The sequence below is a fragment of the Acidicapsa borealis genome (assembly GCF_059115245.1).
This window is the reverse complement of record NZ_JCACNY010000001.1, coordinates 3,711,951-3,728,421: the sequence shown is the minus strand read 5'-3', so window position 1 is coordinate 3,728,421 and position 16,471 is coordinate 3,711,951. Positions and strand designations below refer to the sequence as shown.

Below are 16,471 nucleotides of genomic sequence, written 5' to 3'. Positions count from 1 at the left end.
CCGGATGTGTCTTAACATTTCATGAGCGAATCGTCTTCAGGCAATACACCAGCACAGACGCCGGCAGTTTCGCCCGCGTGGATCAAAGTCGAGCGCGCCCGTCATCCCAAGCGCCCCTATCCCATGGACTTCATCGAGCGGCTCTTTACCGACTTCAGCGAGATCCACGGCGATCGTGCCTACGGCGACGATGAAGCAGTCGCTTGCGGCATGGCTCGCTTCCACGGCCACGAGGTACTGGTTATCGGCAACCGCAAGGGAGGCACTACCAAGGAGCGCGTCCGGCGCAACTTCGGCATGCCCAATCCCGAAGGCTACCGCAAAGCCCTCCGCGCCATGAAGATTGCGGAAAAGTTCAACCGCCCCGTCATCACCTTCATTGACCTGCCCGGCGCCTTTCCCGGCCTCGGTGCAGAAGAGCGTGGCCAGGCGGAAGCCATCGCCCGCAACCTCATCGAGATGGCCAAGCTCAAGGTGCCGACCATCGCCATCATCTCCGGCGAAGGTGGCTCCGGCGGCGCGCTCGCGCTGGCCGTTGCCGACCGTGTCCTGATCCTCGAAAACGCGCTCTATTTCGTCATTACCCCCGAAGCCTGCGCCGCCATCATGTGGCGCGACGCGGCCCACAAGGAGCGCGCGGCCGAATCGATGAAGATCACCGCGCAGGAAGTCAAAGAGCTCGGCTGCGTGGACGACATCATTCCCGAGCCTCCGGTTGGAGCGCACGAAGACCCCGAAGCCGCCTTCGAGCTGATGGATGCAGCACTGCTCAAGCACCTCAAGCAGCTTCTCGCGCTCTCCAAAGACGAACGCCTGTCGCAACGTCAGAAGAAGTTCCGCAACATCGCCCAGTTCTACACGGAAGTCTGAGCGATGCAGCCTGTTCCACCGCCGCCACCGAGAAAACCGAAGCCGCTCACAGCCGCCCAGGCCGCAGGGCGCTTCGTGCTCGTGGCGATTTATTTCCTGCTCGCCCGACTCATCGCCCAGCTGAGCGCCCGCGGCTTCGCCACCGAAGAATGGACCCCGCTGATCTCGGAGATCATGCTGGCGTTCCTCCTGTTGGTCGGCTTCGCCGGCTTTGGATTCGTGCTTGATAACCAGCTTGAACCGGTCAGCAATCAAGGCCTGAAGCTTCGCCCACGCTGGCCCGGAGAAGCCGCTCTCGGAGTAGCCTTCGGCTGGGGCATCGCCGTGGTCTGCGTCCTGCCTATGGTCCTCTTCGGCGGGATTGCAATGCACTTTATCCTGACCAGGAGCGCCTTCGGTTGGCTCGTCGCCGACGCAGCCTACTTCGCCTTTGGAACACTAGCCGTCCAACTCGCCTTCCGCGGATACCCGTTCCAGCTCGCCACCCGAGCTATCGGCGAACTCCCCGCAGCCCTTGCTCTCGCTGTCCTCTACGGCATCCTCCAGGCTTACACCGTCGGCTCAAGCCCTACCAGTATGGCCGTCAACGTCGCGCTGGGCCTCCTGCTGACCCTGGCCTACCTGCGCACCCGCGCCCTCTGGCTTCCCTGGGGACTGCACTTCGCCTGGCTCGCATCCCGCGCGCTTCTCTTTGGCCTCACTGTGAACGGCGTCAGCAGCCACTCGCCTGTCATTCAAGGTGATCCCATCGGCCCGATCTTCCTCACTGGCGGCGGTTACGGTCTCGACGGCAGCTGGGTCTCCTTCATCGTGATACTCGCTGCAATGCCGATCCTCTACCGCGCCACCCGCGACATCAGCTTCGAGCGGAACGCCCCGGTCCTTATTCCCGGCGGCCTCGCCGTCGACCTGGACGCAGCAGCGAAAGCCCAGCATGAAGCCGCCACCCGCGAAGCCGTCCCCGAGCCTAAGCCGCTTGTCCAGATCCTGCCCGCGGCACCACCCCCGCCGCCAGCAGCCGCCGAACTTGACGGTCCTAGGGACTAAGAGCAAAAGCCCCAACGACACAAAGTCATTGAGGCTCTTGCTTTTCCTTTGTCATTCCCGAAGGGAATCTGCTTTTCATCGCCTAGGAAGAACTCCTACTCCACCACCGGCAAGCTGATATAGCTCGCCTTCCCCGGTGCATGAAAGACCTTCTGCGTAGCCGACTTGTAATCCGCCGGCTTCGCATCAAAGATATTCGGCACAAAGGTCTGGGGATTCCGGTCGTACAGCGGGAAGAGACTCGACTGCACCTGCACCATAATCCGGTGACCGGGCTCAATAGTGTGATTCACCGTCGGCAGCCGGAACTTGTAGAGCAGCGGAGTGTCCGGCGAGATCGCCTTGCCCTCGGCAAATCCCTCACGATACCGCCCGCGGAAGATATCCAGCGAAATCGCCAATTCATACCCGCCCATCGCCGGCTGCCCCGGTACCGAGTCCGGGTAAACATCGATCAGCTTCACCACCCAGTCGCTGTCCGTCCCGCTCGTAGCGGCCTGCAGATTCACGATAGGCGCGCCGCTCAACTTCAGCGGAGCGGTCAGCGGCTCGCTCTCGTACGTGAGCACATCCGTCCGCCCGTCGACAAAGCGCTGATCCATCACCAGCCATGTCTGCCAACCGACATGATCTGCCGGATCCACCGGTCGCGGACGATAGGGCACCGGCTTGGCCGGGTCCGATACATAGGCGTCAAATTCAGAGCCGGAAGCAGGAGCGGTGAAGGACAGCCCGCCATTCGCCGTCAGATATAGCGGCTTTTCTTTACCCAGAGGCCACGCCTTCAGCTTGTCCCAGTGGTTCTCGCCCGTGTTGTAGATGAAGACCGGCGGCGTATCAGCTTTTGGCGCGCCATCGACAAGGTACTGGTTGAAGAAGGGAAGCAGAACATCCCGCCGGAACTGTTGCGTGGTGTTGCCATTCCATTGCAGCGCGCCAAGCGAAAATCCGTCATAGTTCACCTGGCTATGCCGCCACGGCCCCATTACGAGGTAATTCTTGTCATTCGCCGTATCCTTCGGCTCCACGGCCTCATAGCTGTGGATCGCGCCCCACATATCTTCCTGGTCCCACAACCCCTGCAGCCACATGGTCGGCACGGTCAGCGGTAGCTTGGCTATAAGCTTGTCCAGCGCCTGTCCTTCCCAATAAGCGTCGTACGCCGGATGCTCTTCGACCTTCTTCCAGAAGGGAAGCTGGTCCAGCCCGCCGTACCTCGCGAAGTCGCCAGCGGAGCCCTTGCGAAGGAAGTTCGTGTAATCATCCAGCCCCTCGCGCGGAATCGATGCTCCATGTCCATGTACTTCCGTCTGCCCCGAGAAGTAGTCCAGATTCGGCTGCCGGAAGGCGCCATAGTGGAACCAGTCATCGCCCATCCAGCCATCGACCATCGGGCTTTCAGGAGCGGCCACCTTGAGCGCCGGATGCGGATGCAGCAGCGCCATCACGACTGTGAATCCCTCGTACGAAGACCCGAGCATACCTACCTTGCCGTTCGTCTCCGGAACGTTCTTTACCAGCCAGTCAATCGTGTCCCAGCCATCCGTCGTGTCGTTGGGCAGGTTTGGATTGAGCGGTCCGGTAGGCGGCGGCACCATCAGATAGTCGCCCTCCGAACCATACTTTCCGCGCACATCCTGAAAGACGCGGATATAGCCCGCTTCCACAAAGTACTCATCCCCCTGCGGTAACTCATCCAGCATGTGTGGAGACTCATTCCGGGCCGCTCGTCCCGCCGCGTTGTACGGCGTCCGCGTCAGCAGAATCGGCGCATGGTGGGCGCCCTTCGGCACCACGATCACTGTGTACAGCTTCACCCCGTCGCGCATCGGCACCATCACCACACGCTTGTCGTAGTCGTAGCCAGTCTTCGGTGCGGTGAACTTAGCTGGCACATCGGGAGTCATTGGCGGCGTCATCGGCGCAACCTGAGCCCGGCAGCAAATTGCGCTGAGCAGCGCCGCCCCGGCAACAGCCCGAACACCCCATCGGTAGGTGAGAGGAAGGAGAGTCATCATGAAAGCTATCCTTTCACGACACTCCGCAGGCCCAAATAGAAGTTTTTCAGCTTCCTCCGCCAGGCGGCTATCCCGTTTCGAATGCTGAAATTGCTTGTGTTGCAATGAAACTCAATCGGCCCATCTTGCCTTTTTTCCTTGAACAGGACTAAGCTTTGGCGCAATGTAATTGCAGAACGCCGCCGGTTCCCTAATCCATATCGAGTCCGGCGCGGTGGGAGGGTCCGGTATGGCGCGACTACGGTCTCTGATCTCAACGATCTCGTGCACGCCCGGCCAGCTTCCTGTCCTCGTTTTGAGTGCCCTCGGGCTGACCATGAGCTTGGTTGTGCCCGAGCCCGCCTTATCGCAGGCCATCACCATCTCGTCCAGGCCCAGCGGTGCCGCCGTTGACCGCCGTTACGCCCAGATCGAGCCCACCAAGGTGGACCTTCCCTCCAATCAGATCGACGCTCGCGGTCATCAGGATTTGCTCCGCACCCTGACCGCTGAGCAGGGCTTCGCCATGCGCCCGCTGCCCAAAGGCAAGAAAGGCCTGATCCTTGCAGCCAACGGCAAGCTCAGTCCGTCCGGGGAAGGCTACCTGACGGCCATCACCGAGCAGGGGCTCTCGGTTAAGCCGGGGGATCGCGTCGTGCTCTCCAACCTCAGGATCGAGAAGGACCGCATCGTTTTCGACATCAACGGCGGCCCGGACCACAAGCACGAGTTCTTGCGTCATATCCAGATCGGCGTGGGCGGTCCGAACCAGACCGCTCCCATCACGCAGGAGGACGCTCAGGAGCCTACCGGCTCGCGCATCACGCTCACCTTCAACAAAGGTCTGCCTGATGTCACAGCCGCGCAGGTGAAGGCTCTACTTGCCCCGCTGATCTCCTTCGACATCAAGACCCCCGCGCAAGCCTATGCCGACACGCTTCCTCCCAAGCTGAAAGAAGCCATCATGAACCACCACGTGATGGTCGGCATGACCACCGACATGGTGCTTTTCGCGCTGGGCCAGCCGGAATCCAAATCGCGCGAAATGGAAGGGCAGATGCCCTTTGAGGAGTGGATCTACGGGCACCCGCCACAGGACGTGAACTTCGTGCGCGTCAACGGTAACCGCGTCATTCGGGTTGAGGTCGCCAAACTTGGTCAGCCGCTTCAGATCTTTACCATCGACGAAGTCGATCCGCTGATGATGACCAGCCAACCCGCACTGGCGGATGTGTCTGGCGCTGAGAGCCGCTCGACCGTCAAGCTCGGCGATGTACGACGCAACCCGGACACGCAGTCCGCCGACGCTCCCCCGACTCTGCGCGCCCCCGGCGAAAAAATACCTGCAATCGACGACCCTAGCCGGCGTGACCCGGCGCTTAGCCGCGAAGGTCCGATGAAACCCGTCGTTTTCCCCAAAGACACTACCAAGGATCCGGCACATACTGTGCCTGCCCACCCGAAACCGGCCGCACCTCCGGATGAAACTCCCGCTCCTGTCTCAGCGGATGGAAGCCCAGCCCAGCCTGACCCCGCGAAATCTGCTGCGCCTTCCACGCCAGAAACCCCAGCGCCGGCTCCGAAGCCGCAGCAATTCGTTCCCGCAGAGAACTAGCCGGGGCACTCTGCACCTGCAGTCGCTCTCGTGTAAACTTGTGAGAGCGAGTCGAACGTTCCTTCCCGCCTTGTCGCCTTCCGGCACACCTCAGACCAATTGCAGCTTTGCATTGATGCTGATCGTAGATCCGGTGCGCGCGCTGGCAAGGGAACCTTGGCCGCAACGTTGAAGCCGCGCCGAATGGTGTGTGAGCAGAGACAATCTTCAAGGAGAGAAATCAGGATCCCATGGCCAAGATTGCAAAAACAGGCGACCGTAAGAAAGCAATGGACACGACCAAGTCAACGGACTGTCCCAAGTGCAGCAAACCCACCCGCATCGTAAAGCGGGTCAAAGATCGTGAGCGCGGCATCCCAGGCGGAGTTTACATCTCCTGCTCGGCTTGCGACTTCTACGAAAAGCTTTAAGCAGTACTTTAAGTTTGAAACAGAAACGCCCGGCCTTCGCGCCGGGCGTTTCTGCGTGCGAGGAGCTTAGTTTGAGCTGTGCCCGTTGCAGTGCAGCACGCCCAGGAACTTGCTGTAGGGCCCGACGGTCTCGCGGTACTGGTACGCAAGAATCCGTGTGAGTTGGTGCACATGGGTCAGGTCGTGCATGGCCCAGGTCGAGAGCAGATTGGATAGTGTGACCGGTCCGAAGGTCGGATGCATTCCCCGTCTATCCAAGTCTTCCGGTCGAAGGTTCCATCCGGCGAGTGTCGTCAAATTCTCCTCGCGCAATTTCGAGAAAGTGTCCAGAAGCTGTTCAATCCATTGATCTTGGTTGCTCTTCATATGCGCGAGACGGTCAAAGGGAACGAAAACCTCAGATTCGCCATACTCCAGGATCATCCGTGCTCTCGGAATCCAGTTAACTCGTTCTCCATCAATTAAATGACCAACTACATTGAATGCGTTCCACGAATCTCCGCCTTCGTTCTGGAAAGTCCAGATGTCGGGTTGGTCCCGTAGTAGCGCATCGAGCACTGCTGGTGTGCGGCGGAGAAGGGCCACTGTTTCCTGTAGGTTGTGTTCAGCCATTCGGACTCCTGATCGTTGCTTGGTGCGCCTTCAAATCTTACTTTCATTCTCCGAGCATAAGACGCTGAATCTTATAGGCCTTGCCGGTCATTTGGTCACAGCTGATGAGCGCCGCGCACATCTTTGGGTTGCCGGTGGCGGCTTCAAACTTGCCGGACATGCCGGTGAGGAACCGGGCCAGGACTAATTCTTTTTCAACGCCAATGACTGAGTCATACGGGCCGCTCATACCGACGTCGGTTTGGTAGGCGGTGCCGCCGGGGAGGACTCGTTCGTCGGCGGTTGGGATGTGGGTATGCGTGCCGAGGACGGCGGTGACGCGGCCGTCGAGGTACCAGCCCATGGCGACCTTCTCGCTGGTTGCTTCGGCATGGAAGTCGACCAGGATCGTCTTGGCGCCGTTGCCGGCGGCGATCTGTGCGAGCACTTCGTCGGCGGCGTGGAAGGGGTCATTGGTGGCGTTCATGAAGACGCGGCCCATGAGGTTCACGACGGCGTAGTCGAGGCCCGCATTCGGCCCTTCCTGAATCATGCCCTGGTAGACGCCGTAGCCGGGGAGCTTCGCTTGCAGGTTGGCGGGGCGTAGGACGCGGCGGCCGCGCTCGTGGCTGTCGGCGGGAGCGGACTTCATGTATTCGATCAGCTCGCGCTTGTCCCAGACGTGGTTGCCGGTGGTGATTACGTCGGCGCCGAGATCAAAGAGTTCTTCAGCCAGGTTGGGCGTGATGCCGAAGCCGCCGGCTGCGTTTTCGCCATTGATGACGGTGAGGTCGACCTGGTGGCTCTGGCGGACGTGGCCGAGGTGTTCGCGCACAATTCTGCGCCCTGCCGAACCGAAAACGTCACCAACAAAAAGGATTTTCACAGATGGCTCCGGTCTAGGGCGGCGGCTTTATTTCTGGAGGGGGGGAGGGGTGCGTATTTACTCTGATTTGCCTGGGTAAATTGTTGACCGGATTGGTGTTGCTGACGGTTACTCATGTGCTGATGTGCACTTTTTGCGCTGTTTTGTGCGCTTTTTGTGCTATCCTTCTTGCTCGATGGGGTGCTGTTCTTTTCTGCTTCTTTCTATTGTGCGCTATTTGGGGATAATTCAACGCAAATTGGGCGGCAGATTCTTTTTAGTGATGCAGGAGGAAAAGGAAGGGCAACGGCTCCTCGGCCTTTGTGGTTCCCACCCCTTCGACAAGTTGCCTTGGAAGGATGGGACACACGCACCCAAAATACGTCTACTTCTTCAATTTCGGACCAAATCATCTGGCGAGTCAATTTCATCCGGAAGCGGCTCGCGGCCTGCCCCAATGTATAGCAAGTCGTGGGCACCGAACTCCTTGAAATTGACCCGTGCCGTAGTAAGACTGTCGAAGAGGGGACCGTGGCGTTGTACGTCGGCGTCGTGGTCGCCCTGCCCATCATCTTCCCACAAACAGATCGGACAGGTTTCATTTGCGCCTCTTTGGTCGAGAGTTCGAAATCCGCAACATGGGCAGGCGTGTTTTCTTTCTCTTGCCGGTCGGGTGACATTCACGAACATCTCTTCGATTCTCCCAGAGATAACGCTTCCTTGATTATTGCGCTCCGTTATCGCTGCTGTCCGTGGCCTGTTTCTCGGGTCGCATCAACGGAAACAAAATCACGTCGCGGATGGATCTGGAGCCGGTCAGGAGCATGGTGAGGCGGTCGATCCCGATGCCTTCGCCGCCGGTGGGGGGCAGGCCGTAGGCGAGGGCCTGGACGTAGTCTTCGTCCATCTGGTGGGCTTCGTCGTCGCCGCCTGCTCGCTGGTCCAACTGATCACGGAATCTCTTGTGCTGCTCAACGGGGTCGTTGAGCTCGCTGAAGGCGTTGCCTACTTCGAAGCCGCCGATGAAGAACTCGAAGCGTTCTACCACATCCGGATTCTCAGGGCTTTGCTTCGAGAGCGGCGAGACGGCGGTTGGGTAGTCGTAAATGATCGTGGGCTGGAAGAGATTTGGCTCTACGAAGTGCTCAAACCAGCTATATATGACCTTCCCTAACGGAGTGCTATCTAGCGTCGCGGAGGTGACATAAATCGTGTCGTAATCCAGGAAATGTTCTGACGGCTGTAGACTGCTCCTCTCTTCACCGCGCAAACGCCGGTCAAATTTTTCCTTGTCGGGATTCGAGTCTAAGACGATCTGAAGCCAGCGAGCAAAGTCTTCCTTGCTGTTGAAGCAATCAATTTGAGGGCGAGGCAGAATGTGCTTAGGCAGCCATTCGATGATGGCTTCGACCATCGTAAGGCGCTGCCAGTTGGCAAGGTCGATGACTTTGCCATTGGGATCGAGCCGGTCGATGGAGTTCCCTTGTTCGTCCACTTCGCCCGAGGGTAGAACTGTGGTGCCGTTGACTTCGATGGCGACCTGCTTGATCAGTTCCTCCGTCAGATCCATCAGGTCGGTGAAGTTGGCGTAGGCCTGGTAGAACTCCAGCATGGTGAACTCGGGGTTGTGCTGGGTGCTTACGCCTTCGTTGCGGAAGTTGCGGTTGATCTCGTAGACGCGGTCCAGGCCGCCGACTACCAGCCGCTTGAGGTAGAGCTCGGGCGCGATGCGCAGGTAGAGATCGACGTCGAGAGCGTTGTGGTGGGTCTTGAAGGGGCGCGCGGCGGCGCCGCCGGCGATGGGCTGCATCATCGGGGTTTCGACTTCGAGGTATTCGCGGCTGTCGAAGAATTTACGAATGGCCTTGAGGATCTTCGCGCGCTTGACGAAGACTTCGCGGCTGTCCAGATTCGTGAACAGGTCGACGTAGCGCTGGCGGTAGCGGAGCTCGACGTCGGAGAGGCCGTGGAACTTTTCGGGCAGGGCGAGCATGGCCTTCGACAGGAAGGTCAGCGTTTCTACGTGGATGGTAAGTTCGCCGGTGCGGGTGCGAAAGAGGTAGCCGGTGACGCCGATGTGATCGCCCATGTCGAGCAGTTTGTAGAGGGCGTAGCCTTGTTCGCCGACGGCGTCCTGACGCACATAAACTTGCAACCGCTGACCGCCCTGCTGGAGCGTCGCGAAGCCGGCTTTGCCCTGGGCGCGGATGGCCATGATGCGTCCGGCGACGGTGACATTGTGGCGCTCGGGTGCGATAGCGACTTTGCCGTCTTCGCCGGGGATGCCGTTGAGGACTTCGGCGGGAACGTCGTTCCAGTGGGCGCGAATGGCGGGGATGGTGTCCGCTTTCGTCCCGTCTTCTGCGGGGAAGCGGTTGGGGTACTTCTGCTGGCCGAGCGCCTCGATGGCGTTCAGTTTTTCCTGGCGCAGGGTGAAGAGATTGCGCTCAAATTCCGAATCGAAGTGGAGCTCTGACACTGTGGTTCCTTTGCGGACCTTTGCGGTTCTGTCCAAGGGTCAGTATAGCGTTTGAGATGGTCAGTTCTGGAGGGGGCGCGGATGGATCGGGCCTTCAGCCTCCGGCTTCGCGACCTTCGTCCACCCCGGAGTTGCCCTGGACTGGTATGTCGGTGCGCCTTCGGTGCTTGCCATCGGTTCTGCTCTGAGAATCAATGCCTGCTGTTGCAGGCGGCGTGCTACCGAGGCTTGAGCTTGTATACACTTAAGCGATGCCGTTCAATAATCCACCGCCGAATCCTGAGTCGCCGCGCAAGACATCTGGTGGCCTGGCCAGCCTGGTGCAGGCGGAGAAGCTGGTGCAGATTGCTTTCCTGCTGCCGTGCGCCATGCTCGTGGGCTGGGGCGCGGGCTGGTGGGTGGATCACCATTTCCATGTGGAGTGGGCGACGATCACGGGTCTGGTGCTTGGATTGGTCGCGGGCATGGTGAGCGTGGTACGGATGGCGCTGGGGGCGGGGAATTCGCCGAATTCTAAGGGTACGAAGTGACGCAGGATTCTGGAAATCCACAAGGACATCCGCTGGTCGAGATGACCGATGCCGATCTGGCTGCGCTGCTGAAGCGTGCCGTTTGGATTACGGCTGTTCTGGGCGGCGTGATTTCGCTGGTGCTTTGGCCCATGCTGGGCTGGGGCAGCGGCGCGCTATTCGCGGTAGGGGCGGCCATTTCGGCGGCCAGTTTGTTTGAATGGGGACGGCTGATTCAGCTTTTCAACGCCCGCCTGGACAAGCAGAAGTTGCCTGGCGGTGCAGGGCTGGTGGTGGGTCTGTTTCTGGTGAGGATGATTCTCTTCGCCGGGGCGATTTATGTTAGCCTGAAGTGTTTCCAGGGCTCTCCGATAGTACTACTATGCGGACTGGCGCTGGCTCTTGCCGGGCTGGTCTGGGAAGCACTACGGCTACTGCGCGGGTAATCTGGACGCCGATATTCCTCAACGAAAGATTCGAGACAAATGGTTGAATCGCTTGCACTTACGAAAGCACTGAACGGTGTTCTGGCGGGGCCTGTGGACGCGCTACTGAACCTTGTTCAGGCCGATAAGCTTCTTCATGCCGTTGGCGCGCCACCGATCGATCCGGTGAACCCCATCAGCGACGCGTTCGCGCTGGAACTCCTGGTTGCCGTGTTGCTGATCGGCTTTTTCCTCATTGTGAGACTGACGCTGAGCGTGGAGAAACCGGCTGCGCCGCAGCAGTTTGCCGAGATGATTCACGAGTTCACGGGCGAGCAGGCGGACCAGATTATTGGCCACGGCTACGAACGGTTTCAGGGCTTCGTTACGGTCATCTTCCTGTTCGTGGTGGTTTGTAACCTGATCGGGCTGATTCCGGGCATCCCGGCGCCGACGGAAACGCCGGTTGTGCCGCTGGGCATTGCGCTGCTGACCTTCCTGTATTACAACTTCCACGGATTCCGTGAGCAGGGTGTGAAGGGCTACCTGGGCCACTTTGCCGGGCCGATCTGGTGGATTGCTCCGCTGCTGTTTCCGATCGAGATCATTTCGCACTGCGCTCGCGTCATGTCGCTGACGATTCGTCTTTACGCGAACATGTTTGCCGGCGGGCTGGTGACGCTGGTGTTCTTCTCGCTGGTGCCGATCGGCGTTCCGGTGATTTTCCTGGGACTACATCTGGCGGTGTCGGTGATTCAGGCGTACGTGTTCATGCTGCTGGCGATGATTTATGTGTCGCAGGCTGTCGCGCACGACCACTAGAAGATCGAGTGTGCCTTTAAGATTCCGCCGGGGAGCGCTTCTGCCCTGGGTCAACGGAGGATTCCGAGCGTGAGGGGGCCAGCACGGTGAGCCTCAACCACCCACTGGGAATCAACTTTGTGAAGCCGTTTTAAGGAGATAGCATGCGTAAACTTCAATATGTTCTGATGACTCTCGCGGTCCTGCTCTGCGCCGTTCCGGCGTTTGCAGATTCGGGTTCTGCTCCGATCAACCTGGTGCCGATCGGTGCCGGTATCGGTATGGCGATTGCTGCCGGTCTTTGCGGACTGGGACAGGGCAGGGCGACGGGCAGCGCGGTCGAAGCACTGGCACGCAACCCTGGCGCGCGCGCCGGTATCCAGCTTCTGCTGGTTCTCGGTCTGGCCTTCATCGAATCCCTCACGCTCTTCACCCTGGTTATCATCTTCGCCAAGGTTAAGTAAGCTTTTTCTAACCACAGAGCCGGCCAATCCTGCAGATCGCAGGATTGGCCGGTTTTGTGTTGGGGCAATCTCGTTCCTGCGACTGGACGTGGGTTGAATACTGGCACCCCCAGCGCGATGTCGACGATATGCCGCAGAAGTTGAACGGAAGCGAGGAACGATTGAACCTCCCTGGTTCAAAAAAGGAACGTTCCCGGATCGGGCTTTTGAGCTCGACAAGAATCCTGCATTAGCCCTGAGAAACCTCCTCAAGAGGCGAGAAAGTTCTAGTCTGGCCTGGGCAGTCCCATTTGCTTCGCGTCTTTTGGGGGAACCGTGGTGAAACGTGGCGTGGATGTTCTCATTTCTGCCGTACTGCTTCTGCTTGCCTTGCCGGTGATGTTGCTTGCAGCGGTGATCATCCGGATCAGTTCGCCCGGGCCCGTGCTGTTTCGCCAGGTGCGGATGGGGCGAGACTTCCGGACGTTTGAAATCCTGAAACTGCGGACCATGGCACATGCGCAGCCAGGACTCTCTTTTACGTTAGGGCCGGATCCGCGGATTACCCCGTTTGGCAAGTGGCTCCGGTGGAGCAAGATCGATGAGTTGCCGCAGCTCTGGAACGTGCTTCGAGGGGAGATGAGCCTGGTAGGGCCGCGCCCGGTGTTGCCGGAGTTAACCGCGGAGTTTCGCTTTCATTACCGGCTGCTGCTGCGGGCGCGGCCGGGGCTGACCGATCCTGCGTCCCTCAAATATAGCCAGGAGGCGCGGTTGCTGGCGCGGGCGAGCGACCCGATGCGCTTTTTCAAGCAAGTCGTGACGCCGGATAAGATCCGGCTTTCCCTGGCATACATGGAGGAAGCAAGCCTTTGGTCTGATCTCAAAACGATGGCAATGACTGGACTGATTTGTTGTGTCCCGGCTCTGGGCAAGGTTTTTGGCCCGTTGCCTGATCCGCAGGTGAGGCTGGCGCGGGCGATGCCGGCTTTTCCGCACGCGACGTTGGTTGTAAGCGCGTCGCATCTGCCAATGGATGCATGTGCTTTTTCTCATGAGTTGGCCAGCATTGAGGCGAGCCAGGAGGCGGAACTGGAATCGAGGATCGAAGCGCGATCGCAAAGCCAGGGTGGGATGCATCCCTCTAACCGGGATGGGCATTTGGGATTTTCTCAATCCGGCGCTTTTCGTCGCCGATTACCGTGGAATCCTTTGTATCTTGCTAGATTGAGACGGCAATCCACCACTTCTGACGTCGGAGAAGGGGTAAGTCGTCTTTAGGGAACGCTTCTGAGCAGCTAGGATGATTAGCAGTTCAGGAGCTTATGTCGACCTCTCGCCTTTACCTGCCGGATCTCTTGTATGCGGAGGGCCGCGCCTATGTCGGCCTGGGTTTGCTGGTGGATGGCCAAGGTTGTGTTGCGGGAATCGTTGCGGCGGGTCCGACTCCGGCGGAAGTCGAAATTGTTGAGCTGCGCGGGAAGGCGCTGCTGCCGGGACTAGCCAATGCGCATTCGCATACCTTTCAGCGGCTGTTTCGCGGGCGGTCCGAGGGCCGGACTGGCTCTGGTGCGGGAGGGGATACCTTCTGGACGTGGCGTGAGCAGATGTATCGCGCGGCCGGGTTCGTTTCGCCTGAGGATTTGTATGACGTGGCTCGGGCTACGTTTCTTGAGATGGCGGCGGCAGGGATCACGGCGGTGGGGGAGTTTCATTACCTGCATCGGGACCGGGACGGGAGCGCATATTCTGAGCCGAATCTGCTGAGCGATACGGTGATTGCGGCGGCGCGGTCGGTAGGGCTGCGAATCTGCCTGTTGCGGACGGCTTACTTTCGCGCCGGGTTTGAGCGGGAGCCGCATGAGGGGCAGCGGCGGTTTTACGAGCTGCCGGAGGAATATCGAAGTAATTTAGAGGAACTTGCGGCACGTTACGCCGCGGTGGCGGGCGTTTCCGTCGGTGCCGCTCCGCATAGCATTCGGGCGGTGCCGCTGGAGCAGATGCGGGAGATTGCCGCATATGCGCGGGAGCCCCGGATGCCGCTGCATCTGCATATCTCGGAGCAGGTCGCGGAGAACGCGGCTTGCGTGGCAGAGTACGGAGCGACACCGGTTGAACTGATGGCGGCGAACGGCATTCTGTCGCCGGTAACCACCCTGGTGCATGCGATCCACGTGACAGAAGCTGAATTCAGATCGGTTGCAGAGGCAGGTTCCACGATCTGCTCCTGCCCGACGACCGAGAGAAATCTCGGCGACGGGATTTTCCCGGCGGATGTGGCCTGGCGGATGGGAATTCCCGTGGCGCTGGGGACGGATAGCCAGGCGCAGATTGATCTGCTCGAAGACGCACGGCAGCTTGAGTACCACGTGCGGTTGCGTGATCAGCAACGCGGGATTCTTGATGGAGCGGCGCAGCCTGATTGGGCGCTGCGTGCGCCGATCGGCGATGGGCTTTTGCGGGTGGCGAGCGGGAATGGATACCGTGCGCTTGGACTTGCCGGCGGGCACCTTGCGGTGGGTGAGCCGGCGGATTTCTTTACCGTGGATTGCAATGACCTGTCGATGCTCGGTGTGGATGCGGAGTCGTTGGCTGCGCAGGCAGTTTTCGCGATGGCTCGCGGCGCGATTTGCGATGTTGCGGTACAGGGCGAGTTGATTTTCCAGGATGGGTTGCACCGCGATCAGGATGCGATTCGGGAGCGATACTGCAACGTGCAGCGGCGATTTGTTAGCAGTTCTTGAGATTAGGAGATTGGAATGACTATTTTGGCTGAGACGATTCGGGCACCACGTGGCGCGCAGTTGAACTGCAAGGGTTGGCAGCAGGAGGGCGCGCTGCGCTGCCTGATGAACAACCTCGATCCTGAGGTTGCGGAGCGGCCTTCGGACTTGGTGGTTTACGGAGGTATCGGCAAGGCGGCGCGGAACTGGGAGAGCTACCACGCCATTGTTCGCGAGCTCAAGAATCTCGGTAACGAAGAGACGCTGCTGATCCAGTCGGGCAAGCCGGTGGCTGTCTTTCCTACGCATGACATGGCGCCGCGGGTGATATTGGCGAATTCTAATCTGGTTGGACAGTGGGCTAACTGGGAGCACTTTCATGAGCTCGACCGCAAGGGCCTGATGATGTACGGGCAGATGACAGCGGGCAGCTGGATCTACATCGGTACGCAGGGCATTTTGCAGGGGACGTTTCAGACCTTTGCTTCCTTAGCAGATATTCATTTTGGCGGGACGCTGAAGGGGCGGCTGGTGGTGACAGGCGGTGTCGGCGGAATGGGCGGTGCGCAGCCGCTGGCGGTGACGCTGAATGACGGCGTTGTGCTTGCGATTGATATCGATCGTACGCGGATTGAACGTCGCGTTGAGACGCGCTACTGCGACCTGATTGCCGAAAATCTTGACGAGGCTTTGGCACTTTGCGAGGCAGCAAAGCGGGAAGGCCGTGCGCTCTCAGTCGGGCTTGTCGGCAATTGTGCCGAGGTGCTGCCGGAGCTGGTGCGGCGTGGAACGGTGGTGGATGTGGTTACCGACCAGACGAGCGCGCATGATCCGCTGAACGGGTATGTGCCGCTGGGGTTTTCGATGGCGCAGGCGGCGGAACTGCGGGCGAGCGATGCGGCAGAGTACACGCGGCTTTCGACCGAGTCGATGGCGGTGCACGTGAATGCGATGCTCGACCTGCAGCGGGCAGGCGCCGTGGCGTTCGATTATGGGAATAACATTCGGCGCTTTGCGGCCAATGCCGGGTGTACAGAGGCCTTCAACATTCCTGGGTTTGTGCCGGAGTACATTCGGCCGCTGTTCTGCGAGGGGAATGGGCCGTTTCGCTGGGTGGCTCTGTCGGGCGATCCGGCGGACATTGATCGCACGGACCGGCTGGCGCTGGAGCTGTTTCCGCACAACGAGATACTGACGCGGTGGATGCGGCTGGCGCGCGGCCGGTTTGCGTTCCAGGGACTGCCGGCGCGCATCTGCTGGCTCAACTACGGCGAGCGGGCGGAGATGGGGCTCGCGCTGAATGAGCTTGTTCGCAAGGGCGAGTTGTCGGCCCCGGTTGCCATTGGGCGCGATCATCTGGATACCGGTTCGGTTGCCAGCCCATACCGCGAGACTGAGCGGATGCTGGATGGTTCAGATGCAGTGGCGGACTGGCCGATTTTGAATGCGTTGCTGAATACGGCCAGCGGCGCCAGCTGGGTGAGCTTTCATCATGGCGGAGGCGTGGGGATGGGGTATTCGCTGCACGCCGGACAAGTGACGGTTGCTGATGGTTCAGAGAATGCGCGGCGGCGACTGGAGCGGGTGTTAAACAACGATCCTGGGATCGGCGTCGTGCGTCACGCGGACGCCGGGTACGAAATTGCGCAGCGCACCGCGCGAGAGAAGGGTATTCACATGCCCATGCTGGATAAGTAGT

16 protein-coding genes are annotated in these 16,471 nt (G+C 59.8%); 11 read left to right on the top strand and 5 right to left on the bottom strand.

Features of this window, described 5'->3' with window-relative positions:
- The first annotated feature begins 21 nt into the window (after positions 1–21).
- Positions 22–870 carry an acetyl-CoA carboxylase carboxyltransferase subunit alpha gene (locus AC5S27_RS15280; protein ID WP_493935431.1) on the top strand — a complete coding sequence of 283 codons (849 nt, stop codon included), beginning with the start codon at positions 22–24 and terminating at the stop codon, positions 868–870.
- Positions 871–873: 3 nt separating this feature from the next.
- A complete protein-coding gene (locus AC5S27_RS15275) occupies positions 874–1,917 on the top strand; it encodes a CPBP family glutamic-type intramembrane protease (RefSeq protein WP_493935430.1) in 1,044 nt (347 codons plus the stop codon).
- A gap of 95 nt (positions 1,918–2,012) precedes the next feature.
- Here the strand turns inward: AC5S27_RS15275 and AC5S27_RS15270 are convergent, their stop codons facing one another.
- Complete coding sequence (locus AC5S27_RS15270; RefSeq protein ID WP_493935429.1) at positions 2,013–3,935, bottom strand: CocE/NonD family hydrolase; 1,923 nt, start codon at positions 3,933–3,935, stop codon at positions 2,013–2,015.
- 229 nt (positions 3,936–4,164) lie between these two features.
- On the opposite strand from AC5S27_RS15270, the gene AC5S27_RS15265 reads away from it, so the two are divergent.
- Positions 4,165–5,529 carry a hypothetical protein gene (locus AC5S27_RS15265; protein ID WP_493935428.1) on the top strand — a complete coding sequence of 455 codons (1,365 nt, stop codon included), beginning with the start codon at positions 4,165–4,167 and terminating at the stop codon, positions 5,527–5,529.
- Positions 5,530–5,759: 230 nt separating this feature from the next.
- Positions 5,760–5,939, top strand: coding sequence for an Rcat domain-containing protein (locus AC5S27_RS15260; protein ID WP_493935427.1), 180 nt, complete (start codon positions 5,760–5,762; stop codon positions 5,937–5,939).
- Between the two features lie 66 nt (positions 5,940–6,005).
- Here AC5S27_RS15260 and AC5S27_RS15255 read toward each other — a convergent pair whose 3' ends face one another.
- From AC5S27_RS15255 to lysS, 4 genes are all read right to left on the bottom strand, one after another.
- Positions 6,006–6,551, bottom strand: coding sequence for a DinB family protein (locus tag AC5S27_RS15255; RefSeq protein WP_493935426.1), 546 nt, complete (start codon positions 6,549–6,551; stop codon positions 6,006–6,008).
- A 43-nt stretch (positions 6,552–6,594) separates the two neighbouring features.
- Entirely contained in the window at positions 6,595–7,416 is an 822-nt protein-coding gene (locus AC5S27_RS15250) for a TIGR00282 family metallophosphoesterase (RefSeq protein ID WP_493935425.1), read from the bottom strand.
- Positions 7,417–7,788: 372 nt separating this feature from the next.
- Positions 7,789–8,085 carry a CPCC family cysteine-rich protein gene (locus AC5S27_RS15245; protein ID WP_493935424.1) on the bottom strand — a complete coding sequence of 99 codons (297 nt, stop codon included), beginning with the start codon at positions 8,083–8,085 and terminating at the stop codon, positions 7,789–7,791.
- 34 nt (positions 8,086–8,119) lie between these two features.
- On the bottom strand, positions 8,120–9,610 hold the full coding sequence (gene lysS / locus AC5S27_RS15240) for a lysine--tRNA ligase (protein ID WP_493937319.1): 1,491 nt from the start codon (positions 9,608–9,610) through the stop codon (positions 8,120–8,122).
- A 515-nt stretch (positions 9,611–10,125) separates the two neighbouring features.
- Between lysS and AC5S27_RS15235 the strand changes: the two genes are divergently transcribed.
- The 7 genes from AC5S27_RS15235 (at position 10,126) to hutU (ending at position 16,470) form a co-directional block, all read left to right on the top strand.
- Complete coding sequence (locus tag AC5S27_RS15235; protein WP_493935423.1) at positions 10,126–10,404, top strand: AtpZ/AtpI family protein; 279 nt, start codon at positions 10,126–10,128, stop codon at positions 10,402–10,404.
- Positions 10,401–10,829 carry a hypothetical protein gene (locus tag AC5S27_RS15230; RefSeq protein ID WP_493935422.1) on the top strand — a complete coding sequence of 143 codons (429 nt, stop codon included), beginning with the start codon at positions 10,401–10,403 and terminating at the stop codon, positions 10,827–10,829. The genes AC5S27_RS15235 and AC5S27_RS15230 overlap by 4 nt, the downstream gene beginning before the upstream one ends.
- Positions 10,830–10,922: 93 nt before the next feature.
- Positions 10,923–11,630 (top strand): F0F1 ATP synthase subunit A, encoded by a 708-nt coding sequence (atpB, locus tag AC5S27_RS15225; RefSeq protein WP_493935421.1) that lies wholly within the window; start codon positions 10,923–10,925, stop codon positions 11,628–11,630.
- A 143-nt stretch (positions 11,631–11,773) separates the two neighbouring features.
- The gene (locus AC5S27_RS15220) at positions 11,774–12,073 is read left to right on the top strand and encodes an ATP synthase F0 subunit C (RefSeq protein WP_493935420.1); all 300 of its coding nucleotides are present in this window, start codon (positions 11,774–11,776) and stop codon (positions 12,071–12,073) included.
- A gap of 315 nt (positions 12,074–12,388) precedes the next feature.
- Entirely contained in the window at positions 12,389–13,330 is a 942-nt protein-coding gene (locus AC5S27_RS15215; RefSeq protein ID WP_493935419.1) for a sugar transferase, read from the top strand.
- A gap of 44 nt (positions 13,331–13,374) precedes the next feature.
- Complete coding sequence (locus AC5S27_RS15210; RefSeq protein ID WP_493935418.1) at positions 13,375–14,793, top strand: formimidoylglutamate deiminase; 1,419 nt, start codon at positions 13,375–13,377, stop codon at positions 14,791–14,793.
- A 15-nt stretch (positions 14,794–14,808) separates the two neighbouring features.
- A complete protein-coding gene (hutU, locus tag AC5S27_RS15205; RefSeq protein WP_493935417.1) occupies positions 14,809–16,470 on the top strand; it encodes a urocanate hydratase in 1,662 nt (553 codons plus the stop codon).
- The last annotated feature ends 1 nt before the right edge of the window (position 16,471 follow it).